Origin of the sequence: Pseudoalteromonas sp. APC 3694, from assembly GCF_030407565.1 — a bacterium.
In the GTDB taxonomy this organism is placed as follows: Bacteria; Pseudomonadota; Gammaproteobacteria; order Enterobacterales; family Alteromonadaceae; genus Pseudoalteromonas; species Pseudoalteromonas tetraodonis.
The window spans coordinates 51,676-71,691 of the sequence record NZ_JASDDE010000016.1; the positions used below are offsets into that span (position 1 = coordinate 51,676).

At 40.8% G+C, this 20,016-nt stretch carries 14 protein-coding genes; 5 read left to right on the forward strand and 9 right to left on the reverse strand.

What is annotated here, in order from left to right; genetic code table 11:
- Positions 1-77: 77 nt before the first annotated feature.
- The 3 genes from ubiD to QMA00_RS07745 all read right to left on the reverse strand — a co-directional run bounded on the left by ubiD (position 78) and on the right by QMA00_RS07745 (position 3,992).
- Positions 78-1,544: a 4-hydroxy-3-polyprenylbenzoate decarboxylase gene (ubiD, locus tag QMA00_RS07735; RefSeq protein ID WP_290156707.1), complete on the reverse strand. Its 1,467-nt coding sequence runs from the start codon at positions 1,542-1,544 to the stop codon at positions 78-80.
- A 71-nt stretch (positions 1,545-1,615) separates the two neighbouring features.
- The gene (locus QMA00_RS07740; RefSeq protein WP_076922609.1) at positions 1,616-3,646 is read right to left on the reverse strand and encodes a methyl-accepting chemotaxis protein; all 2,031 of its coding nucleotides are present in this window, start codon (positions 3,644-3,646) and stop codon (positions 1,616-1,618) included.
- A 67-nt stretch (positions 3,647-3,713) separates the two neighbouring features.
- A complete protein-coding gene (locus QMA00_RS07745) occupies positions 3,714-3,992 on the reverse strand; it encodes an MliC family protein (RefSeq protein WP_036980861.1) in 279 nt (92 codons plus the stop codon).
- Positions 3,993-4,114: 122 nt separating this feature from the next.
- On the opposite strand from QMA00_RS07745, the gene QMA00_RS07750 reads away from it, so the two are divergent.
- Positions 4,115-5,035, forward strand: a complete 921-nt coding sequence (locus QMA00_RS07750; protein WP_076922610.1) for a DUF808 domain-containing protein — start codon at positions 4,115-4,117, stop codon at positions 5,033-5,035.
- A gap of 15 nt (positions 5,036-5,050) precedes the next feature.
- Here QMA00_RS07750 and QMA00_RS07755 read toward each other — a convergent pair whose 3' ends face one another.
- From QMA00_RS07755 to QMA00_RS07765, 3 genes are all read right to left on the reverse strand, one after another.
- Complete coding sequence (locus QMA00_RS07755) at positions 5,051-5,992, reverse strand: tetratricopeptide repeat protein (protein ID WP_076922611.1); 942 nt, start codon at positions 5,990-5,992, stop codon at positions 5,051-5,053.
- An 86-nt stretch (positions 5,993-6,078) separates the two neighbouring features.
- Positions 6,079-7,482 (reverse strand): M20/M25/M40 family metallo-hydrolase, encoded by a 1,404-nt coding sequence (locus QMA00_RS07760; RefSeq protein ID WP_076922612.1) that lies wholly within the window; start codon positions 7,480-7,482, stop codon positions 6,079-6,081.
- Between the two features lie 156 nt (positions 7,483-7,638).
- Positions 7,639-9,714, reverse strand: coding sequence for a TonB-dependent receptor (locus tag QMA00_RS07765; RefSeq protein ID WP_076922613.1), 2,076 nt, complete (start codon positions 9,712-9,714; stop codon positions 7,639-7,641).
- A 194-nt stretch (positions 9,715-9,908) separates the two neighbouring features.
- Between QMA00_RS07765 and dbpA the strand changes: the two genes are divergently transcribed.
- Positions 9,909-11,297 (forward strand): ATP-dependent RNA helicase DbpA, encoded by a 1,389-nt coding sequence (dbpA, locus tag QMA00_RS07770; protein WP_076922614.1) that lies wholly within the window; start codon positions 9,909-9,911, stop codon positions 11,295-11,297.
- A gap of 9 nt (positions 11,298-11,306) precedes the next feature.
- Here the strand turns inward: dbpA and QMA00_RS07775 are convergent, their stop codons facing one another.
- Entirely contained in the window at positions 11,307-11,888 is a 582-nt protein-coding gene (locus tag QMA00_RS07775; RefSeq protein WP_024601995.1) for a DNA-J related domain-containing protein, read from the reverse strand.
- 170 nt (positions 11,889-12,058) lie between these two features.
- Here QMA00_RS07775 and QMA00_RS07780 point away from each other — a divergent pair, with 170 nt between their 5' ends.
- On the forward strand, positions 12,059-14,881 hold the full coding sequence (locus tag QMA00_RS07780) for a tetratricopeptide repeat protein (RefSeq protein ID WP_076922615.1): 2,823 nt from the start codon (positions 12,059-12,061) through the stop codon (positions 14,879-14,881).
- Positions 14,882-14,960: 79 nt separating this feature from the next.
- Here QMA00_RS07780 and rho read toward each other — a convergent pair whose 3' ends face one another.
- Together rho and trxA are read right to left on the reverse strand one after the other, a co-directional pair.
- Positions 14,961-16,220, reverse strand: coding sequence for a transcription termination factor Rho (rho, locus tag QMA00_RS07785; RefSeq protein WP_013463749.1), 1,260 nt, complete (start codon positions 16,218-16,220; stop codon positions 14,961-14,963).
- A 188-nt stretch (positions 16,221-16,408) separates the two neighbouring features.
- Entirely contained in the window at positions 16,409-16,735 is a 327-nt protein-coding gene (trxA, locus tag QMA00_RS07790; RefSeq protein ID WP_013463750.1) for a thioredoxin TrxA, read from the reverse strand.
- A gap of 91 nt (positions 16,736-16,826) precedes the next feature.
- On the opposite strand from trxA, the gene rhlB reads away from it, so the two are divergent.
- Both rhlB and gppA read left to right on the forward strand, forming a co-directional pair.
- Positions 16,827-18,104, forward strand: coding sequence for an ATP-dependent RNA helicase RhlB (rhlB, locus tag QMA00_RS07795; RefSeq protein WP_010392673.1), 1,278 nt, complete (start codon positions 16,827-16,829; stop codon positions 18,102-18,104).
- A gap of 45 nt (positions 18,105-18,149) precedes the next feature.
- Positions 18,150-19,643, forward strand: coding sequence for a guanosine-5'-triphosphate,3'-diphosphate diphosphatase (gppA, locus tag QMA00_RS07800; protein WP_076922616.1), 1,494 nt, complete (start codon positions 18,150-18,152; stop codon positions 19,641-19,643).
- Positions 19,644-20,016: the final 373 nt, after the last annotated feature.

Genomic DNA, 20,016 nt, shown 5'->3' on the forward strand with positions numbered 1-20,016 from the left:
TAAATTAGCGGATACGCACTTTATTTGAGCAATAGTAGCATATCCGCAGGGTGAGTTTATAGCCTAGACCAAAGTCGTTAAAGAATACCTAGGCTATCCCAAAGTTCATCAACGCGATCTTTAGTGGCTTGATCCATAACAATAGGTTCGCCCCACTCACGGGTTGTTTCGCCAGGCCATTTGTTGGTTGCATCCATGCCCATTTTTGAACCAAGGCCAGAGACAGGCGATGCAAAGTCTAAATAGTCTATTGGCGTGTTTTCAATTAACGTGGTGTCGCGTGCAGGATCCATACGGGTGGTAATAGCCCATATGACATCGTTCCAATCTCGGGCGTTAATGTCATCATCGCAGACAATAACAAATTTAGTGTACATAAACTGTCGTAGGAATGACCAAACCCCCATCATTACGCGCTTGGCATGCCCTGGGTATTGTTTTTTCATGGTAACCACGGCCATACGATACGAACAACCTTCTGGCGGTAAATAAAAATCGACAATTTCTGGAAATTGTTTTTGTAAAATTGGTACGAATACCTCGTTTAAAGCCACCCCTAAAATAGCTGGCTCATCAGGCGGACGACCCGTAAAGGTACTGTGATAAATAGGGTCTTTACGATGAGTAATATGAGTGACCGTCATAACGGGAAAGTCATCGACTTCATTATAGTAACCCGTATGGTCGCCATAGGGGCCTTCAGGTGCCATTTCTCCCGGCATAATATGCCCTTCAAGCACGATTTCTGCACTGGCCGGTACTTGTAAATCATTCGAAATAGACTTAACCACTTCCGTTTTACTGCCACGCAATAAACCGGCAAAAGCATATTCGCTTAATGTATCGGGGACCGGAGTAACCGCCCCTAAAATTGTGGCAGGATCTGCCCCTAATGCCACTGATACCGGATACGGCTCACCAGGGTGTTCTTTGCACCACTCTTGAAAATCAAGCGCGCCACCACGATGAGATAACCAACGCATAATAATTTTATTTTTGCCAAGTAACTGCTGGCGATAAATCCCTAAATTTTGACGCTTTTTATAAGGCCCTTTGGTAACGGTTAAACCCCAAGTAATTAAAGGCGCAGCATCACCAGGCCAGCAATGCTGAATAGGAAGCTTGGTTAAATCAACATCGTCACCTTGTAAAATAACTTGTTGGCAGGGCGCTTTTTTTACTTCTTTGGCTGGCATATTAAGGACTTGCTTAAATACCGGAATTTGTTCAAGGGCTTCTTTAATGCCTTTTGGTGGCTCTGGCTCTTTTAAAAATGCCAATAACTTACCAACTTCTCGTAATTCACTGACATCTTCTTGGCCCATACCCATTGCTACACGCTTAGGTGTACCAAATAAGTTAGCTAGAACAGGCATGTCATACCCTTTCGGGTTTTCAAATAATAAAGCGGGGCCTTTAGCACGCAGTGTGCGATCGGCAATTTCGGTCATCTCAAGATACGGGTCGATTTCTTGGCTGATGCGTTTTAATTCGCCTCGTTTTTCAAGTAAATCGATAAAATCGCGTAGATCTTTGTATTTCATTGTGGGCCGTTACTTAGCAAAAAGTTAAAAGTATTATACCCAGTTCATGCAAGCCAAGTCATTACTTGCACTTAAAACTTAAAGCGCTCTACCGCATCTTTTAAAGAGTGTGCAAGTTGGTTAACATCTTCACTTTCGCTTGCTAGGGTCGTCGCATTGTCGGCATTTAAGGTGGCATGATCGGTTACCTTAGCCATTATTTGTTGGATATCAGTGCTGTTTGCAAGTTGTTCATGCGATGCATGGGCAATGTCTTTGCTCATTGCATTGACCGATACTAACGTGCTTTTGATACGCTCAACGGCTGCATTTAGTTCAGTACTGTTTTCAACACAATGCTTGGCTTGTTGTTGACCATCATTTATTTCAGCTTGGGTAGTCTGAGTATGTTGTTGTAGTGTGTTGATCATGGTGGTTATTTCGCTAGTGGAGCTTTGTGTTCGTGCTGCAAGCGAACGCACTTCATCGGCCACTACGGCAAATCCTCGACCATGTTCACCGGCTCTTGCTGCTTCAATGGCCGCATTAAGCGCTAGCAAATTGGTTTGCTCTGCAATACTGCTAATCGTATCAACAATAGCGCCAATCAGTTGGGTGTATTGCGCAAGCTCCTCGGTGCTGGTGACGGCTTTATCTAAGCGGCTTAAAAGAGATTCAATACTTTGGCTATTGTTGTTTGCAATGTCATTGACATCATTTGCAAACTGCGAGGCATTCGTTATTTCATTTGAGGTACTCTGCGCTTGTTTGTAAACGGCTTGTGAGCTTTGTAGCATACGTTGCGCTAATGAGGTTGCTTGTGCGCTGCGTTCCAGCTGTTGCTTAGCAACGATGGTCATTTGCTGCCCTTTTTCACTGGTTTGAATGGCTGAGTTATCGAGTTCGTAGGCGTCGTTACTAATCCCTTTTATTAGGTGAGTTAAATCATCACAAAGCTTATTAGTATTATGCAGTAGGGTACCAAATTCGTCTTTACTTAGAGGATTACTACGCTGTGAAAAGTCACCTGAGGCTATGCGTGCGAGTTCTTTATTTACCTTTTTAAGTGGTTTTAGCATGGCGTTAGTAGTAAACACTGAAATAATAACCAGCAAAACAATTAAAACAAAAGCAATAATAATAACTAAGCTAGAGCCGGTATTGATTGCTGACTTAGCGCTCTCTTGCAGGGAGTCAAAGCGCGTGTCTGCAAGTTTATTAAGCTCAATTAGCTGATTTTCTATAATGATAAAGGCATGTTGAAAACTTTCAAACCGCTGATCAACCTTGTCTTTGCTATTGAGTACAGTGTTCTGCAATGCATACAGCCCATCAGGACTATTTAATAGGCTGCTTAAATCGTTAAACGCCGCTATTAACTCATTGGCGTTGAGCTTATTTGTAATAGGAGAGGCTTGTTGCTCTAAATAACTAAGATTAGATTGAATATTATCGAGTAAAAAAGAAGTGTCTTGTTGGTGGGCATTGATATCTTCTGAGGTGGTTACTTGCCCAATGCCTTTGACATTATTGTTTAGAGTAAATAATAAATCATCAATTCGAGTCGCTGTGCCAAAGACTGCATTTAAAAGCGATTGCTGGTTGCCTGCTACGTTTATGAGCTCTATATCAAGTAATTGGTTACTCAGATCGCGTAGCTGTTCATTAAAGGTAACTGTCAGTGCTGCGGCGGTACTTTGTGCCTTAAAGCGTTGCTCTTTTACTGCAAGCATGTCGTTGCTTATTGTATTTAGTTTAGTGAAGTCATTATGAATAGTAACAAGTAATGTTTGCATACTTTGTTGTTTGGCAACTTGCGCTTTTAGCGTCTCTAATTTATTAAAAAACTGTGTTTGCTCTGCGTGTGCTTGCTTTTTATTTTGCAGTAGTAAATCAAGTTTAGTTTGGCTGTAAGCAATGGCATTAAATTTAGTAATTGAAAGTAGCGATAAACGCAGGTCTTTACTTGCTTGCTGTACCGGAACCGCTAACGTTTCTATGCGCGAGTTAGTGGTACTGATTTGATGGAGTGACCAGTAAAAAAATATGCAGCTGGTGAGCATTAATAGACCAATAGCTGAAAAGGCTAAAATTATTTTATGTTTTATAGCGATAGAATGCATAACGTTATCAACAATATTAAGACTTTTGTTAGTGTAGCAAGTTTTTTAATATGTTGTTAGTTAATGGTTAATTGCTTGTGCATTGATATTTTTTACCGTCAATTATTAGCATAGCTTGCTCGCCCTTACTCCAAAACAGTACCTTGGTATTAATATATTTGCTACCAGAAGCACTCACCTCATGAGTTAATAAATAATCATGCTTATTAAAGCGGAGCGTCGCCTGTTTGTTGCTAATAATATCCAGCTGTGCAGCGGTGTTATCGCACATGTAGTTTGTTGTAATGGGTTGCTCATTGCATGCAACCAGGGCTATTAAAGTAATAGTAATGGCGTAGTGTTTCATTAGGTTGTGTTTTACTTATTTGGTCGCTTGGTTAATTAAGAGCTTAGCAAAGCTAAATTAACCGTTGGTGAAAATAAGGCTTTACGTTATGTTTAAGCTCTTATTTTTAGCTAGGGAATATCATGGCTGGCACTAACCTCTTAACATTACTTGATGATATAACGACCTTACTTGATGATATTGCGACCATGAGTAAAGTCGCGACTAAAAAAACGGCAGGCGTACTAGGAGATGACTTGGCGCTCAATGCGCAGCAAGTTACAGGGGTCACTGCCGATAGAGAGCTGCCGGTAGTATGGGCGGTAGCAAAAGGGTCGTTTTTAAATAAAGCGATATTAGTCCCGGCTGCGTTATTAATTAGTGTGTGGTTGCCTTGGCTAATTACGCCACTTTTAATGATGGGTGGTTTATTTTTATGTTTTGAAGGCGCTGAAAAAGTATTTGCTCGCTTTTTACCTCACCATGAGGAAACGATAGATGATGATGAAAAGTTAGATTTAGTTGAATATGAAAAGCAAAAAGTAAAAGGCGCTATTCGTACTGACTTTATTCTGTCTGCTGAAATTATTGTAATTACCTTAGGGACTGTGGCTGGGGCTACGTTAATGAATCAAGCACTGGTGCTAAGTGTTATTGCCATCATCATGACAATTGGTGTTTATGGACTGGTAGCTGGAATTGTAAAACTTGATGATGCTGGATTGTATTTACTTAACCAATCAAAACTCTCTGCAAATAAATTTAAAGAATTACTGGGTAAAGGCCTACTTGCAGCAGCTCCCCGACTTATGCAGTTTTTAGCCTTTGCAGGTACAATCGCCATGTTTTTAGTTGGGGGTGGAATTTTAGTGCATGGTGTTGAGTTACTGCATCATACGCAGATTGATATCACACATTACGCCCAGTCAACTTTAGGTGGGGTAGGTGAGATGCTAGCCCCTTTAGTATTTGATGGCTTACTTGGTGTGGTTGCGGGGTTGGTTATTGTTATTATGCATGTAACCTATACTAAGCTCTTTAAAACCCATAGTAGCGCGGCGTAATCGCGCTACTTTACATTATTCACATTGTGCACTTTTACATAATTGCTCAAGTTCGTGTTTAGCTTTGCTATTACCTTGAGCAATGGCTTTTTTATACCAATAAATAGCTTGTGGGGCGTTTTTCTCTGTGCCTTGCCCGTCGCGATACATTTGCGCCAGATTTAGTTGCCCCCATTGAGAACCTGTTTGCGCTGCAAGAGTAAAGCTTTCTAGCGCTTCATCGTATTGCCCATCTTTGTGGTACATAATTCCTTGTTGATTATTTTTATCGAGCTTTACTCCTTTATATAAAGGTTTTGGCTGTGGCGGAAACATCACAAATCCACCATATAAACTATTTGCATAGGGGCGCAGCACGTCGAATATGATGTCATCCTTGTATAAGCGTTTTATTTCATTACGAGGTAGGGTGATGGTTTTAGACGAAAAGTAATCTCTTTGCACTAATAAACTGGCACGCATTGCTGTGGTTATAGCGCTGCTGCGCTTATAGCTGTAATTACTCACCTGAAACGTTATAAATTGCTGATCAAAGCTCAGCACTTGCGCTACTTTTAAATTAGTCAGTGTCCACGGTTCATGAGTGAATTTATCGGCCTTTACTAAATAGGTATCGTAGGCTTTGGGGTTGGTTAAATAACTTTGTTTTAGCGCCTCAGCATTAAGGTGTTTTTGGTAAAAAAATAACAATACCCACAGCAATAAAACTAACCCAATACAGTATTTGGGTAGGCTTAGCTTTTCGAACAGGGGTAAATTTTTAATGCTTGTAGGCTCACAATGTCCACATTGATAGCACTCGCGTTTATAGCTCAACTTTATCGGAAATATAGGAAGAATAGTAAAGCGCAAAAAGCGGCTTTGGTTAACTAAGTGATAGCTGTTACTTTTGCAATTAGGGCAGCACTGTACTTGTGTAAAATGAGGAAAAGACTGACTGGTATTGAAAAGCAGCATGAAAATACGCTCCCTGTTTTAATTCTCTTTAAGTTAAAACAATGAGCGTATTAGTTAAAGCAGCAAACTGTAAGTAATTATGTCAGTTACTCTTTAGTGCGTGCTTTTGGTTTAATGGTCGTTTTAGCGTCGGCGGCCATTAACGCAAATACAGCATAAGCAGCGGTGTTTTGACGAAGTTTAGCGGGTGTCACTTTATCAAGGGTGTCATCCGCTGTATGGTGGTAATCAAAGTAGTCAGTACCATCTTGTGCCAGTTCAAAAATAGGTGCAGAAACTGCATTTTTAAATGGGATGAGATCGGGTCCGCCTCTAGCTTCATTTTGGCCAATGTATTCAATATTTAATGGCGCAAGCTCTTTGGCAATCGCGCGCACTACTGGCAGTGAAGCTGCGTTTACATTTGATTCAAAGCCATAAACTACATCAGCACCAAAGTCAGACTCTGCAGCAGCTACAATGTTATTAAGCTCATTTTTATGCTTTGCAAAATACGCTTTTGCGCCCCAAAGGCCGAGTTCTTCAGCTGCAAAAAGCACAACGCGAATACTGCGCTTAGGACGTTTTACATCACTAATATGCTTTGCTGCTGCCATGGTTAAGGCAACGCCAGCGCCATCATCCAGAGCGCCAGTACCTAAATCCCACGAATCTAAGTGTCCACCAATAAGTACATATTGCTCAGGGTTTTCAGTACCATTAAATTGGCCAATGACGTTATAACCAGTGCCCTCGCCTAGGTTTTCGGTTTGTACATTAATATTAACCGACACGTCTTTGTTTAATGCGACTAATCGTGCTATTTGGTCAGCATCAGGATTGGCAATAGTCACGTTAGGTATTTTAGTTACCCCTTCTTTATAATAGCTACCGCCGGTATGTGCAAAGCGATGGTGGCCAGTGCTAACTGAGCGCATCATATAGGCAACAGCGCCTTTTTTAGCCGCTTCAATTGCTCCGGTAGCACGGGCTTTTACCGCGGGGCCATAACCATTGCCGTCAATATCACGGTTCATACGGTAATTAATATAAGCAATTTTACCTTTTAAGCTATTCGCCGGTGCAGCTTTTAATTCGTCAAGGGTTTCGAATAAGACGACAGGTGCGCTGATCCCCTCTTTGGGTGTACTAATGCTGTTACCCAGTGCTGTTAAATGCAGAGGTTGCTCGCTTGGAGTGAGTATTTTTCCGCTTTCGCTATAGCGACGCCATTCAGGGAAGGTTGCTTCTTCTAACCAGACTTTATCAAAACCCAATTCATCAAACTTTGCTTTTGCCCAAGCAACGGCTTTCTTATCGTTTTCGGTGCCTGGTAGGCGCGGGCCTATTTCAGTGGTGAGTAATTCTAGTAATTGATAGCTTAAATCACTTTTAAGGGCGGTGGTGCGCACCTCATCTACTTGTTGTAGCTGTTTTGCAGTGAATTCACTGTTGTTGGCGCTTACCGTCATGCTGGTGGTAAATAGGAGTGCTGTGAGCAATTGTTTCATATTCAGAGAGCCTTTGTAATGATTAACACCATTAAAGCATGTAACAAAGAGGATAAAAAATAGATGAGATGAGTAGGCTATTCAGTGGGTTCAAAAGTCAGTTCAAAAAAAGCCCACCTCAAATTAAGGTGGGCTATGGATTTTTAAAGTTTGTATTTAAAAGCTAAATTGCGCTGCTAAACGCACGTTTGTGCCTTCACCTACCGTCACGTTATTTAATCCACCACCGGCTAGGTAGTTTTTATCGAATAAGTTCTCAATGTTTAAACGCAGGTTAATATCTGTATTACTTACCTTAAGTGCGTAGGTTGCGCCAACATCAACACGGGTATATCCCTGTTTTGTTACAGTATTGGCATTATCGGCAAAACGTTCACCTTCATAAAAAGCGCCGGCATTAAAAGCGATGGCGTCATTGAGTTCATAACGGGTCCAAAGTGAGGCAGACCACTTTGGTGCATCGGTAGGGCGCTTACCTTCTAATTCTTCATCTCGTTCATAGTTGGCATCTAAATACATGGTTGATGCCATAACAAATAAACGGTCGGTAGCAGCACCTTGAGCAGAAAGCTCAAAGCCTTTATGGCGTTGCTCACCTGCTTGCGTAGTGATGCTGGTTATATCACCAATAGGGTTAATCAGATCTTCGCTCACTAAGGTGCCTGTTTTGCTAATATCAAATAAGGCGCCGCTGAGCATTAATCGGTCATCAAATAGTTGCCATTTAACCCCAACTTCTCGTTGCTCAGAGGTAATGGCATCGAGTTTCATGCCATTATTAACATCATTTTCATTTTCTAATGTTTCGTTTTGCGGCTCAAACCCTTCCGAGTAACTTGCATATACGGTTGCTGAGGCATTTGGATGGTAAAGTACGCCGACCTTAGGTACGAACGATTCGTTATTGCTGTTTTCTTTACTTTGTTTATCGTAACGACCACCTAGTGATAGTTGCCATTTAGGCGAGAACGAAATCAAATCTTGAATATAAATCCCGAAGTAGTCGTAGGCAGATGAGCTAATAGTATCATCTGATTTGTAACTTATATTAGGGCGATTAGGCTCATTTTGACCCGCAGTAAAATTAATTGCATCAGCAGAGGTTCGTAATTGGCCGTAGTAATAATCCAGTGAGTTAACGCCTACAAGTAATTGATGATGCACACCCACGGTTTCAAATTCGCCAATAAAGTCGATAAAAGCAGTTTTAAACTGCCAATCATCAAAGCGATCGTAAGGGCGTGACTGATAGCTATCGCCTTCGATAAAGTCACTTGGCTTACGTGGTGCTGACTCAAAGCGTTGGCGTTCAAATGTTTGCTCGTTGTAGCCTAAATTTACGTGCCAGTTGTCGGTTAAAAACACCTTAAAATCAATGCCCATGTTTTCAACGGTGATGTCGGTAAAGGCCCAAGACATGTCACGAATTGTTTTATCGTTACCAATGATATTGGCATCATTATCGATCCAAGCACCCGTATCTAGACCTGCTTCGTCATCAGTACGGTCATAGTGAACACGTACTAAGGCGTTATCGCTAATATCGTAATCAACCACTAATGCACCTAAAAAACGATCGCGTTCGCGGTTATCACCGTTTTGATACTCACGCCAGTATTCAACGTCTTGTTTTACTAATACGCCACGGGCACGTAAATCTTCAGCTTCAGTCAATGCGCCGCCAGCATCAAGCATAAAGCGAGTTGAGCCATGTTGATCGACATCGGCACTGGCATTAAATAACGTTTGTGCGGTTGGCTTTTTGGTCACCATATTTACTAAGCCGCCAGGGCCCGATTGGCCGTACAAAATACTCGATGGTCCTTTAATTACTTCAACTTGCTCTAAAATTTCAATGGGTTGTTGATAGTGCGACCAATGCTGGTGGCCATCACGCAGGTAGCCGGTTGATGAACTTAACTCAAAACCACGTAAGTTAAATACTTCACGATTACGTTGCTTAGATCCTGGCGTTAAACTCGCATCGTTACTTAGTACTTCACCTAAGGTGGTTGCTAGTTGCTCATTTACAATTGTATCTGTAATAACAGTGACTGATTGTGCGGTATCGAGTAATGAGGTTGAGGTTCTCATTGGCCCACTGGCATTATCTACTTTGTAGTCGTTGAAGTAACTGCCTTTTACTTCAATGCGCTCTATATTTGCGGTGTTGGCGAATACATTTGCAGAGGTACTGGCTAAAAGTGCGATAAAAAGTGGGTTAAGTTTCATTAGTAGCTTCCGGCTTAGAGTTATTAGAATAGTAAAACGCTGCGGATCTTAATAAAAATAACTATCATTTGCAATATCTTTATTTGCACTTTTTATCGTGCGTTGTTAATGGTTGCTAATTGTTAAATCTGCTATTATTAGCCGCATATTTATTGAGACTTTTCTCAAGTTATTTTTTTGCTATGGAATTTACTGTGACTGCAACTGCTTTTTCATCGTTGGCCTTACCTTCAGGGTTAGTTGATAATTTATCAACGCTCGGCTACACCCAAATGACGCCTGTACAGGCGCAAAGCCTACCACCCGTTTTAAATGGCAAAGATATTATTGCTCAAGCCAAAACAGGCTCAGGTAAAACAGCGGCATTTAGTTTAGGCGTTTTAGCCAAGCTGAATGTTAAACGCTTTCGTATTCAGTCGTTAGTGCTGTGCCCAACCCGTGAGCTTGCAGAGCAGGTAGCGGTTGAAATGCGCAAATTAGCACGCGGTATTCATAATATTAAAATTTTAACTTTGTGTGGCGGGGTATCAATTGGTCCTCAAATTGGCTCACTTGAACATGGTGCGCATATTATTGTAGGTACACCAGGGCGAGTTGACGACCATATTCGTAAAGGTACATTGCGCTTAGATGATGTTGAAACGCTGGTACTTGATGAAGCTGACCAAATGCTTGATATGGGTTTTCAAGACACCCTCGATGCCATAATTGAGTGTATTCCAACAAATCGTCAAACATTGTTATTTAGCGCGACTTTTCCAAAATCAATAGAAGCCATTGCAAAGCGTGTTCTGAGCAACCCTGAAATGATTAAAGTAGAAGAGCAGCAAGAAAAAAGCACTATCAAGCAATACTTCTATAAAATGGATAATAATAAGCAACGTTATCCAACCCTTAAATTACTATTACTTAAATTTACCCCACAAAGTTGTGTGGTGTTTTGTAATACCAAGGTAGAAACACAGCAAGTATGTGATGATTTAGCCGATGAAGGCTTCAGCGCCGTTGCATTGCATGGCGATTTAGAGCAGCGTGACCGTGAGCGTACACTGATTCATTTTGCCAATAAGAGTGCGTCTATTTTAGTGGCAACCGATGTAGCAGCACGGGGCTTAGATATTGATGATATGGACATGGTAATTAACTATCACTTAGCGCATGATCCACAAACGCATGTTCACCGCGTAGGGCGTACCGGGCGAGCGGGCAAAAAAGGCATTGCGTGTTCTATTTACGGTGATGCTGAGCAATTTAAAGTAGCGCAAATTGGTGACCACTATGAGCGTGATTTTACCCCTGAGCCAATGCCATCATATAACCTACTTGATAAGCCTCCTTACAAGCCAGAAATGGTGACTTTGATGATTGATGCAGGCAAAAAACAAAAAGTGCGTGCCGGTGACATTTTAGGGGCATTAACAGGTAAAGATGGTATAGCAGGGCGCCAAGTGGGTAAAATTAATGTACTTGATAACGTGGCTTTTGTCGCGGTAGAGCGTAACTCATCTAAACCCGCGTTACGTAAATTAACCGAAGGCAATATTAAAGGGCGTAAAATCCGTGCTCGTCGCCTGACGCGCTAGTTTTACGTTTTAAGATGAGCAGCTCGCCTTGAGTTGCTCATATTCCATTTTTAATTGTTTAAACACTTCATTATCACCCCCTTGTTTGTCTGGATGATGCTGAACGGCTAGTTGTCGCCAACGCTTTTGTAATGTTTTTAATGTAATTGGTTGTACTAATTGCCAGCGAGCGATTAATTGCTGATGTTGCTGAGCACTTAAAGGCGCTTCATGTTGTTTAGGCTTACTGAAACGTTGCCAAAAGCTATCTAATAATGCGTTAATTTCTGCTGTTGATGTTTCAAAGTTTTGCCAGTTTAAGTAGTAGTCACGCAGCGGATCGTTTGGGTGAAGTTGGTTTTGGCGAGGGTCGCTTACCAGCTCAATGTGTAAACTTTTAATCAGTAGCTGCTGTTTTGGCATAACTTGCTGCTGTAGCTGATAAAGTGCATTCATAATTAAAAAATTACGTTTAAATAAATCACGCCCAGGATCAGCTGCTAAGGTATCAAGTAACCCACGTTCTTTTAGTTCCGATGCTAAAGTATGAACCATCCACACTTTATTATTGATTAATAGTTCAAAAATCTCATCTATCAGTGGGTTAAGCATTGTTTACAATCTATTAATTGGTGTATCTTGAACAAATTATCATACACCTAAGTAACATTAAACCCCAAGGAGTGGGCGTGAATGCCTGTTTTATATTGGTCTAAATTAGATGTTTACATATTGTTTGGGTGTCATTTTATTATGGCTAGCAAGGATTAAAGGATATTTTTATGCTGACTCGGTTAAAGCGCATCTGCTTTATTGGTCTTTTGGTTGTACTGAGTGGTGCATCAAACGACGCTTTATCCAATGAGCAGACAAGTTTGTTTGAGCAGTTCGATCTTGAGCAAACATGGACTAAAAAGCACCGCCTTGCAACAGACATATTAGCTAACCCTGATCTTCCAAATTTACAACGCGTGACCATTTACAGTGACTTAGCGGAGCTGGCGTTTACACAGAGTGATTTAGCTAATGCACTAAAGTATTTTAAATTACTAGAGGCGAATAACACCCTTAAAGAACAGCCAAAACTTTATTTTCGTGCAATTAAAATGCAAGGCGTGGTGCTTTATTATCAAGGGTTAGTGCAACAAGCGGTCGTTGATTATAATCGCGCGTTAAACATTGCCATTACCCTTAAAAGCCCGATTAAACAGGCTAACTTACTCAGTAATATTGGGCTCGCTTACTTTGATATGTATAACATGGAGCTAGCCCTCGATTATTATCAGCAGGCCAAAGTCATTTATGAAAAAGAGGGGAGCGCACAAGATAAAGCCGATATATTACATAATATCGCCGGTATTTATATTCGTCTCTCTCGGTATGAGTCCGCGCTTGAGATGTATCGTGAGGTTTTAAAAGTTTTTCAAGAGCTTGGTGATGACGATGGCGTTGCACAGGTATACGGTAACATGGGTGTGGCGTACACTGAATCGAGGCAGTACCAGTTAGCGTTGCATTACAACCAATTAGCTTTGCGCTACTATCAAAGTGTTAATAACGCCTTTCAGCTTTCGACTAAGCACACCAATTTAGCCACAATTAATCTTAAATTAAATAAATTTGATGTCGCGTTATATCATGCTAATGCAGGGCAACAGTTTGCACTTGAGGCTGATAATAAGTCGTTACTAGCGGCTGCCTTACACGTGTTATCGACTGTTCAATTTGTGCAAGGCAATACAGAAAATGCCAAAGAAACCTCAGAGCGTTCAATTACGCTTGCCAAAGAGTACAATAATGGCATGCGCATAAAAGACGGTTTGGGGGTTGAAGCGCTTATCCATGCTAGCTTAGGGGATTATGAAAAAGCGTTAAGTTTGCATCAACAGTATGTTGATTATCAGCGCAGTGTTAATACCGAAGAAGCCTCAAAAGCGGTCAGTCAATTTCAAATCCAGTTTGAATCGAATCAGCTAAACCAAGAAATTAAACAATTAAAACAACAACAATACTTACAAGAATTGCAAATAGCTAAACGTTCACAGTTAACGTTTTTGTTGGTGATTGTTGCCATATTAATTTTAATTACGGTAATTGCTGTTTATAAACGCCGAACAGAAAAACAAGCGAAGTTAAAGCTGAGTGAGCAAGTTGAACAGCGCACCAAAGAGCTGCAAAGTGTGGCGCAAGAACTGCGTGAAGCTAACGAGGTTAAAAGCCAGTTTTTAGCGAATATAAGCCATGAAATTAGAACGCCATTAACCGCTATTTTGGCGCAAACTGACGATCTTATTAGTGGCCAGTACAAGGCTGAGCAATTACAAGATGAGCTTAGGGTAATACAACGACAAAGTGAGCATTTAAAAAGCTTGATTAATGATGTGTTGGACTTAAGTAAGATAGAGGCAAACCGGTTAGAACTTAATATTAGTTGTTTTGATGTAGTGAAGCTTATCAACGATATTCACGCTATGTTTTCTCCACAAACTAAAGCGAAAGGCTTGTCACTGATATTAGAGAGTCAGTTAGGTGATACCTATTTTACGCGGCTAGATTTAACTCGAGTAAAACAAATACTTATTAATTTATGCGCCAATGCCATTAAGTTTACTCATAAGGGGCACGTAACAATTGCTGTTAGCAAAACGGATCAAGGGCTGCTCTTTTGTATTCAAGATACCGGAATTGGCATGAGCTCCTCACAGCTTAAGCTTATTTTTGAATGCTTTAGCCAAGCAGATAACAGCATTAGCCGACGTTTTGGCGGTACAGGACTAGGTTTGAGCTTGTCGCAGCAATTGGCAGCGATGATGGGTGGCTATATTAGCGTGCAGAGTGAGTTTAAAAAGGGCAGTGAGTTTTCGTTCTATTTGCCCTGTATACAAGTTGAAGAGCAAGTTTGCCACGATGATATGCAGGCTAAATCGGCTGCAGGGCATAGGTTGTTATCCGGTAAGGTGGTGCTTGCTGAGGATCACAGTGATAACCGCAAACTGATCAGTCGTTATTTACACTCCCTAGGACTTGAAGTGATTGCCGTTGAAAATGGTGAGCAAGCCGTAGAGCAAAGTTTAAAACTGTATCCGGATTTGGTGCTTTTAGATATTCAAATGCCCGTTATGGATGGTATTTCTGCGTTTGAACTACTCAAACAATGTGGCTATGAGCCGCCTATTTTAGCGTTAACGGCCAATGCCATGAGCCACGAGATTGACCACTACTTATCACTTGGTTTTAGCAATTATTTAGCAAAACCAATAGACAAAGAATCTTTTTACACTGTTTTAGCTAAATACTTAAGCTCAGCAAATGAGGATTCATCGACAGAAAGTATCCATGTAGATATGAGTGATTTAGTAGCGAGTTTTAAACAAAGCCTGATTACAGAAAGTGAGCTAATTGAACAGCATTTTAAAGTTGGAGATTATAAATCGCTGCAAAAAGATAGCCACCGAGTTTTAGGTGCGGCACAAATGTTTGAGTTTAAAGAAATAGCCTTAGCGGCAAAAGCACTAGATGACGAATTACTTCAGTCACAAATTAACACTCAAAAGTTAACAACATTAGTAAATGGCTTGCTGGTACTGCTTAAGCAATACGGATAAGCTGATTTACTCTAAAAATAAAAAAGACACCATCTGGTGTCTTTTTTATTTAAAAATGTTTATTTCACCAGCGTTCAGATTACTGACGTTTCATCGAATCAAAAAACTCATCGTTGGTTTTACTCATCGATAGTTTATCAATTAAAAATTCCATGGCATCAATTTCTGACATGTCATGGACTATCTTACGTAAAATCCACAGCTTTTGGAGCTCATCAGGCTTAGTAAGTAATTCTTCACGACGCGTACCAGAACGGTTAAAGTCGATAGCTGGGAATACACGTTTTTCCGCAATTTTACGGTTAAGGTGTAGTTCCATGTTACCCGTACCCTTAAACTCTTCGTAGATAACTTCATCCATTTTAGAGCCGGTATCAATAAGCGCAGTCGCAATAATTGTTAAGCTACCGCCTTCTTCAACGTTACGTGCAGCACCAAAGAAACGTTTAGGCTTATGTAATGCATTAGCATCTACACCACCGGTCAATACTTTACCTGATGATGGAATAACGGTGTTGTAAGCACGTGCTAAACGTGTGATTGAATCAAGTAAAATCACCACGTCTTTTTTGTGCTCAACTAAGCGCTTTGCTTTTTCGATAACCATTTCAGCAACCTGTACATGGCGAGATGCTGGTTCATCGAATGTTGATGCAATAACTTCACCTTTTACTAGGCGTTGCATCTCAGTCACTTCTTCCGGACGTTCATCAATAAGTAAAACCATTAATGTAACATCAGGGTGGTTATGTGTGATTGATTGCGCAATATTTTGTAGCAACATGGTTTTACCCGCTTTTGGCGGTGCTACTAATAAACCACGTTGGCCGCGGCCAATGGGTGACGCTAAATCAAGAACTCGTGCGGTAATATCTTCTTTACTGCCGTTACCGCGTTCCATACGAAAACGTTCGTTTGCATGTAGTGGTGTCAGGTTTTCAAAAAGTATTTTAGTGCGAGAGTTTTCAGGTTTATCAAAATTAACTTCGTTTACTTTAAGTAAAGCAAAGTAACGCTCACCATCTTTTGGCGGACGAATAAGACCTGAAATAGAGTCGCCAGTACGCATACTAAAACGGCGAATTTGGCTTGGAGATACATAAATATCATCTGGGCCAGCTAAGTAAGAAGCTTCTGATGATCTTAAAAAGCCAAAACCATCTTGCAAAATTTCTAATACACCACCGCCGAAAATATTCTCTCCGCCTTTGGCGTGGGATTTAAGAATAGCAAAAATAATGTCTTGCTTTCTTAAGCGGGCTACGTTTTCGAGCCCCATGGACTCAGCTAAGTTTACAAGCTCTTTTATAGACTTGTCTTTTAATTCGCGTAAATGCATATTGGTGGGTTCTTTATTACAGTTGTCATACTCAAAATCGCTTTATTAGATCGTTGAGTGAGGTTTGTTGAATATAACTAAGGATTAGTTGGCTTTATAAACTAGCAGGTCATTACTGCAGCGTCCAGTACTTCTGTAAAATAAATAATAAAAAAAGGGCTGAGCGCCCTTTTTTTATAAATTTACACTTAGATGTTGTTTTCTAAAAACTCAACTAATTGTGTTTTTGATAATGCGCCTACTTTAGTTGCAGCCACTTGACCATCTTTGAAAAGTAGTAGTGTAGGAATACCACGAATACCAAATTTAGGTGGAGTACCTGCGTTTTGGTCAATGTTTAATTTAGTAATCGTTACACGGCCATCAAATTCCTCAGCAACTTCGCTTAGAATTGGGGCGATCATTTTACACGGTCCGCACCATTCAGCCCAAAAGTCTACTAGTACAGGTTTGTCTGATTGTAATACGTCAGCTTCAAAGCTATCGTCGGTAATTTGGATTATTTTCTCGCTCATTGCGCTCTCCGGTTTAGTTAGGCGAAATATTTAGTGCGTATTTAAACACTCTTGTTTCTTATTGCAAGTTTAAACGTTATGCTTAAACGCTATGACTAAGACACATTTGACCGATAAAAAGTTTTCAGACTTTGCTATTGCACCGGAAGTGGTTGCCGGGTTAACCGAAAGTGGGTTTGAATATTGCACACCCATTCAAGCTAAATGCCTACCGTTTATTTGTGAAGGGCGCGATATTGCGGGCCAAGCACAAACAGGTACAGGCAAAACGTTGGCGTTTTTAACCGCCACATGCCACCGGTTATTACAATCTAGCAAAGCACCTAGTAAACATCCAAGAGCCCTGATCATGGCCCCAACTCGGGAGCTTGCGATTCAGATACACAAAGATGCAAAAATTTTAGCGCCGCACTGTAATCTTAACTTAGGTTTAGTATATGGTGGCGAAGATTACGAAAAACAACGTGCACAACTAGAAAAAGGCGTTGATATTTTAATTGGTACTACAGGTCGCCTAATAGATCTGTACAAGCAAGGCTGTTACACCCTTAATGAAATTGAGGTAGTCGTGCTAGATGAAGCCGATCGTATGTTCGATTTAGGCTTTATTAAAGATATCCGTTATATGTTCCGTCGTATGCCGGATACATCAGAACGTTTAAACTTATTATTCTCTGCCACACTGTCGTATCGTGTACAAGAGCTTGCATTTGAACATATGACAAACCCAGAGCATGTGCAAATAGAACCCGATGTAAAAACGGGTAAACGTATTCAAGAAGAGCTATTTCATCCTTCACAAGAAGATAAAATTAAGCTGTTGTTAACCTTGATTGAAGAAGAATGGCCTGAGAAAGCCATTGTTTTTGCAAATACCAAACACAGCTGTGAAACTGTGTATGCATGGTTAAAAGCAGATGGACATCGAGTGGGTATGCTCACCGGTGATGTAAACCAAAAGAAACGTCAATCAATACTCGCGCAATTTAGTAAAGGCGAGCTAGACTTTTTAGTGGCTACCGATGTTGCTGCGCGTGGTTTACATATTCCAGAAGTAAGTCATGTATTTAACTTTGACTTACCTGATGATTGCGAAGATTACGTTCACCGTATTGGTCGTACAGCTCGTGCAGGCGCTTCGGGTCATGCAATTAGCTTTGCGTGTGAGCAGTATGCTTATAACCTTCATGAAATTGAAGAGTACATCGAGCACAGCATCCCTTTATCGCATTACGATAAAAGTGCATTGCTAGATGATTTGACCAAGCCGACTATTCACAGAAAACGTAATTTTTCTACCGGTCCACGTAATCGTAGTAATAACAACGGACGTCGCCCAAATAATGGTTACCAAAAAGGACGGTCTTAACCGACCGTTAGTTTGATAGTATTTGTAACTAGAGGTTTTTGAACGGTGGGGCAACTTAAACCGCAAAAAAATGTATATGCAGTCATTGATTTGGGCTCAAATAGCTTTCATATGCTTATTGCCAAATCAGTGGCGGGTGGCTTGCAAACAATAGGTCGCGTCAAACGCAAAGTAAGACTCGCCGCTGGGCTTGATGATAATAATCTATTGAGCTTAGAGGCTATGCAACGAGGCTGGGAGTGTTTGGCCTTGTTTGCTGAGCGGTTGCAAGATATTCCCAAGAAAAACATCACCATTGTTGCCACTGCAACACTTCGTTTAGCAACCAACGCCGACGACTTTAAATTACGTGCTGAAAAAATATTAGGCCATAAAGTTAATGTTATTAGTGGTGAGCTAGAAGCGCGAACTATTTACAAAGGAGTTGCGCACACTTCTTCATGTGCGGGCAAACAGCTAGTTATTGATATTGGTGGTGCGAGTACTGAAGTGGTGATCGGTCAAGGCTTTGAAGCACGTCACTATAAAAGTCTTAATATAGGGTGTGTTACTTACCTTGAACGCTACTTTAAAGATTGCCAGTTAAATGAAGCAAACTTTAATACTGCTATTGAAGCCGCGCGTATTGTTATTGATGAAATAGCGCCTGAGTATAAAACGGCTGGTTGGCAACTTGCCTCTGGTGCGTCAGGGACCGTACAAGCTATTCAAGAAATTATGGTGGCACAAAATTTAAATGAAATGCTCACCCTTGAAAAGCTATACACCATTAAACAACAATCTATTGCTTATGAGACTATAGCTGAACTCGACTTGCCAGGGTTAAGTGAAGAGCGACGTTTAGTGTTTGTATCTGGGCTGGCTATCTTAATTGCACTGTTTGAGTCACTAGAAATAGAACAAATGGGATTGGCGGGTGGCGCACTTCGTGAAGGTGTTTTATATAGCATGCTACCGGAACTGCATAATAACGACATTCGTCAACGCACGATTGATGGTTTTATGAACCGTTATCATGTGGATCAAAAGCAAGCATCGCGAGTATCCGGCTTAGCTTTACAATTAGCTAGCGAAGTTAATCATTATTGGCCGATAGAAGCATTAAGTGGGTTACCGCTTTTAAATGCGGTGGCGCAACTTCATGAGATTGGTTTATTAATAGAGTACAAGCAATACCACAAACATACCGCTTACATTTTAGAAAATACCGATATGCCAGGTTTTTCGCAATCAGAACACAAAGTGATCGTTGCGATTGCCAACAGCCATCGTTCAGACCTTCAAAAAGGATGTTTAGATCATTTAGGCGCACACAGTAGGGTTGCAACGTATATCGTTCGACTATTACGTGTTGCTGTTATTTTATCTATGCGCCGCCAAGATGATGTCTTGCCTAACTTTAAGATAACAGCTGAAAATGAAGAGTTAGCTATTCAATTTGAAAGCGATTGGTTAAAAAACCACCCACTAATGGCAAGTGAGCTAAATCAAGAGATTAAGTATCAGAAAAAATGTGGTTGGAAACTTAAAGTAAACTAGTTAAACCGATCTTTACCACAGTTTTTAGTGGTTAAAATGAGCGTTTAGTTGTAATTTTGTTCGAACAGTCATTTATTTCAAGTTTTCTTCAAAAAAGGGTTGATCTGTTTTCGGATCTCCCTATAATGCGACCCCACTGAGACGGCAGAGCGCAACGCATAGCGAGGCACGAGCTACTCAGTGAGTTGAGTAAAACTTAGTTTCGAAAACTTTCAAGTTTAACAAAATTAAGTGTTGACAAAAAAATAGGAAAGCGTAATATGCGCAGCCCTAGCGAGATAAAGTTTAACGCTTTAATCGCAACGTTCTTTAACAATATAAAGCAATCATCTGTGTGGGCACTCGTACAGATTGAGTTCTAACAGCCAAGCTA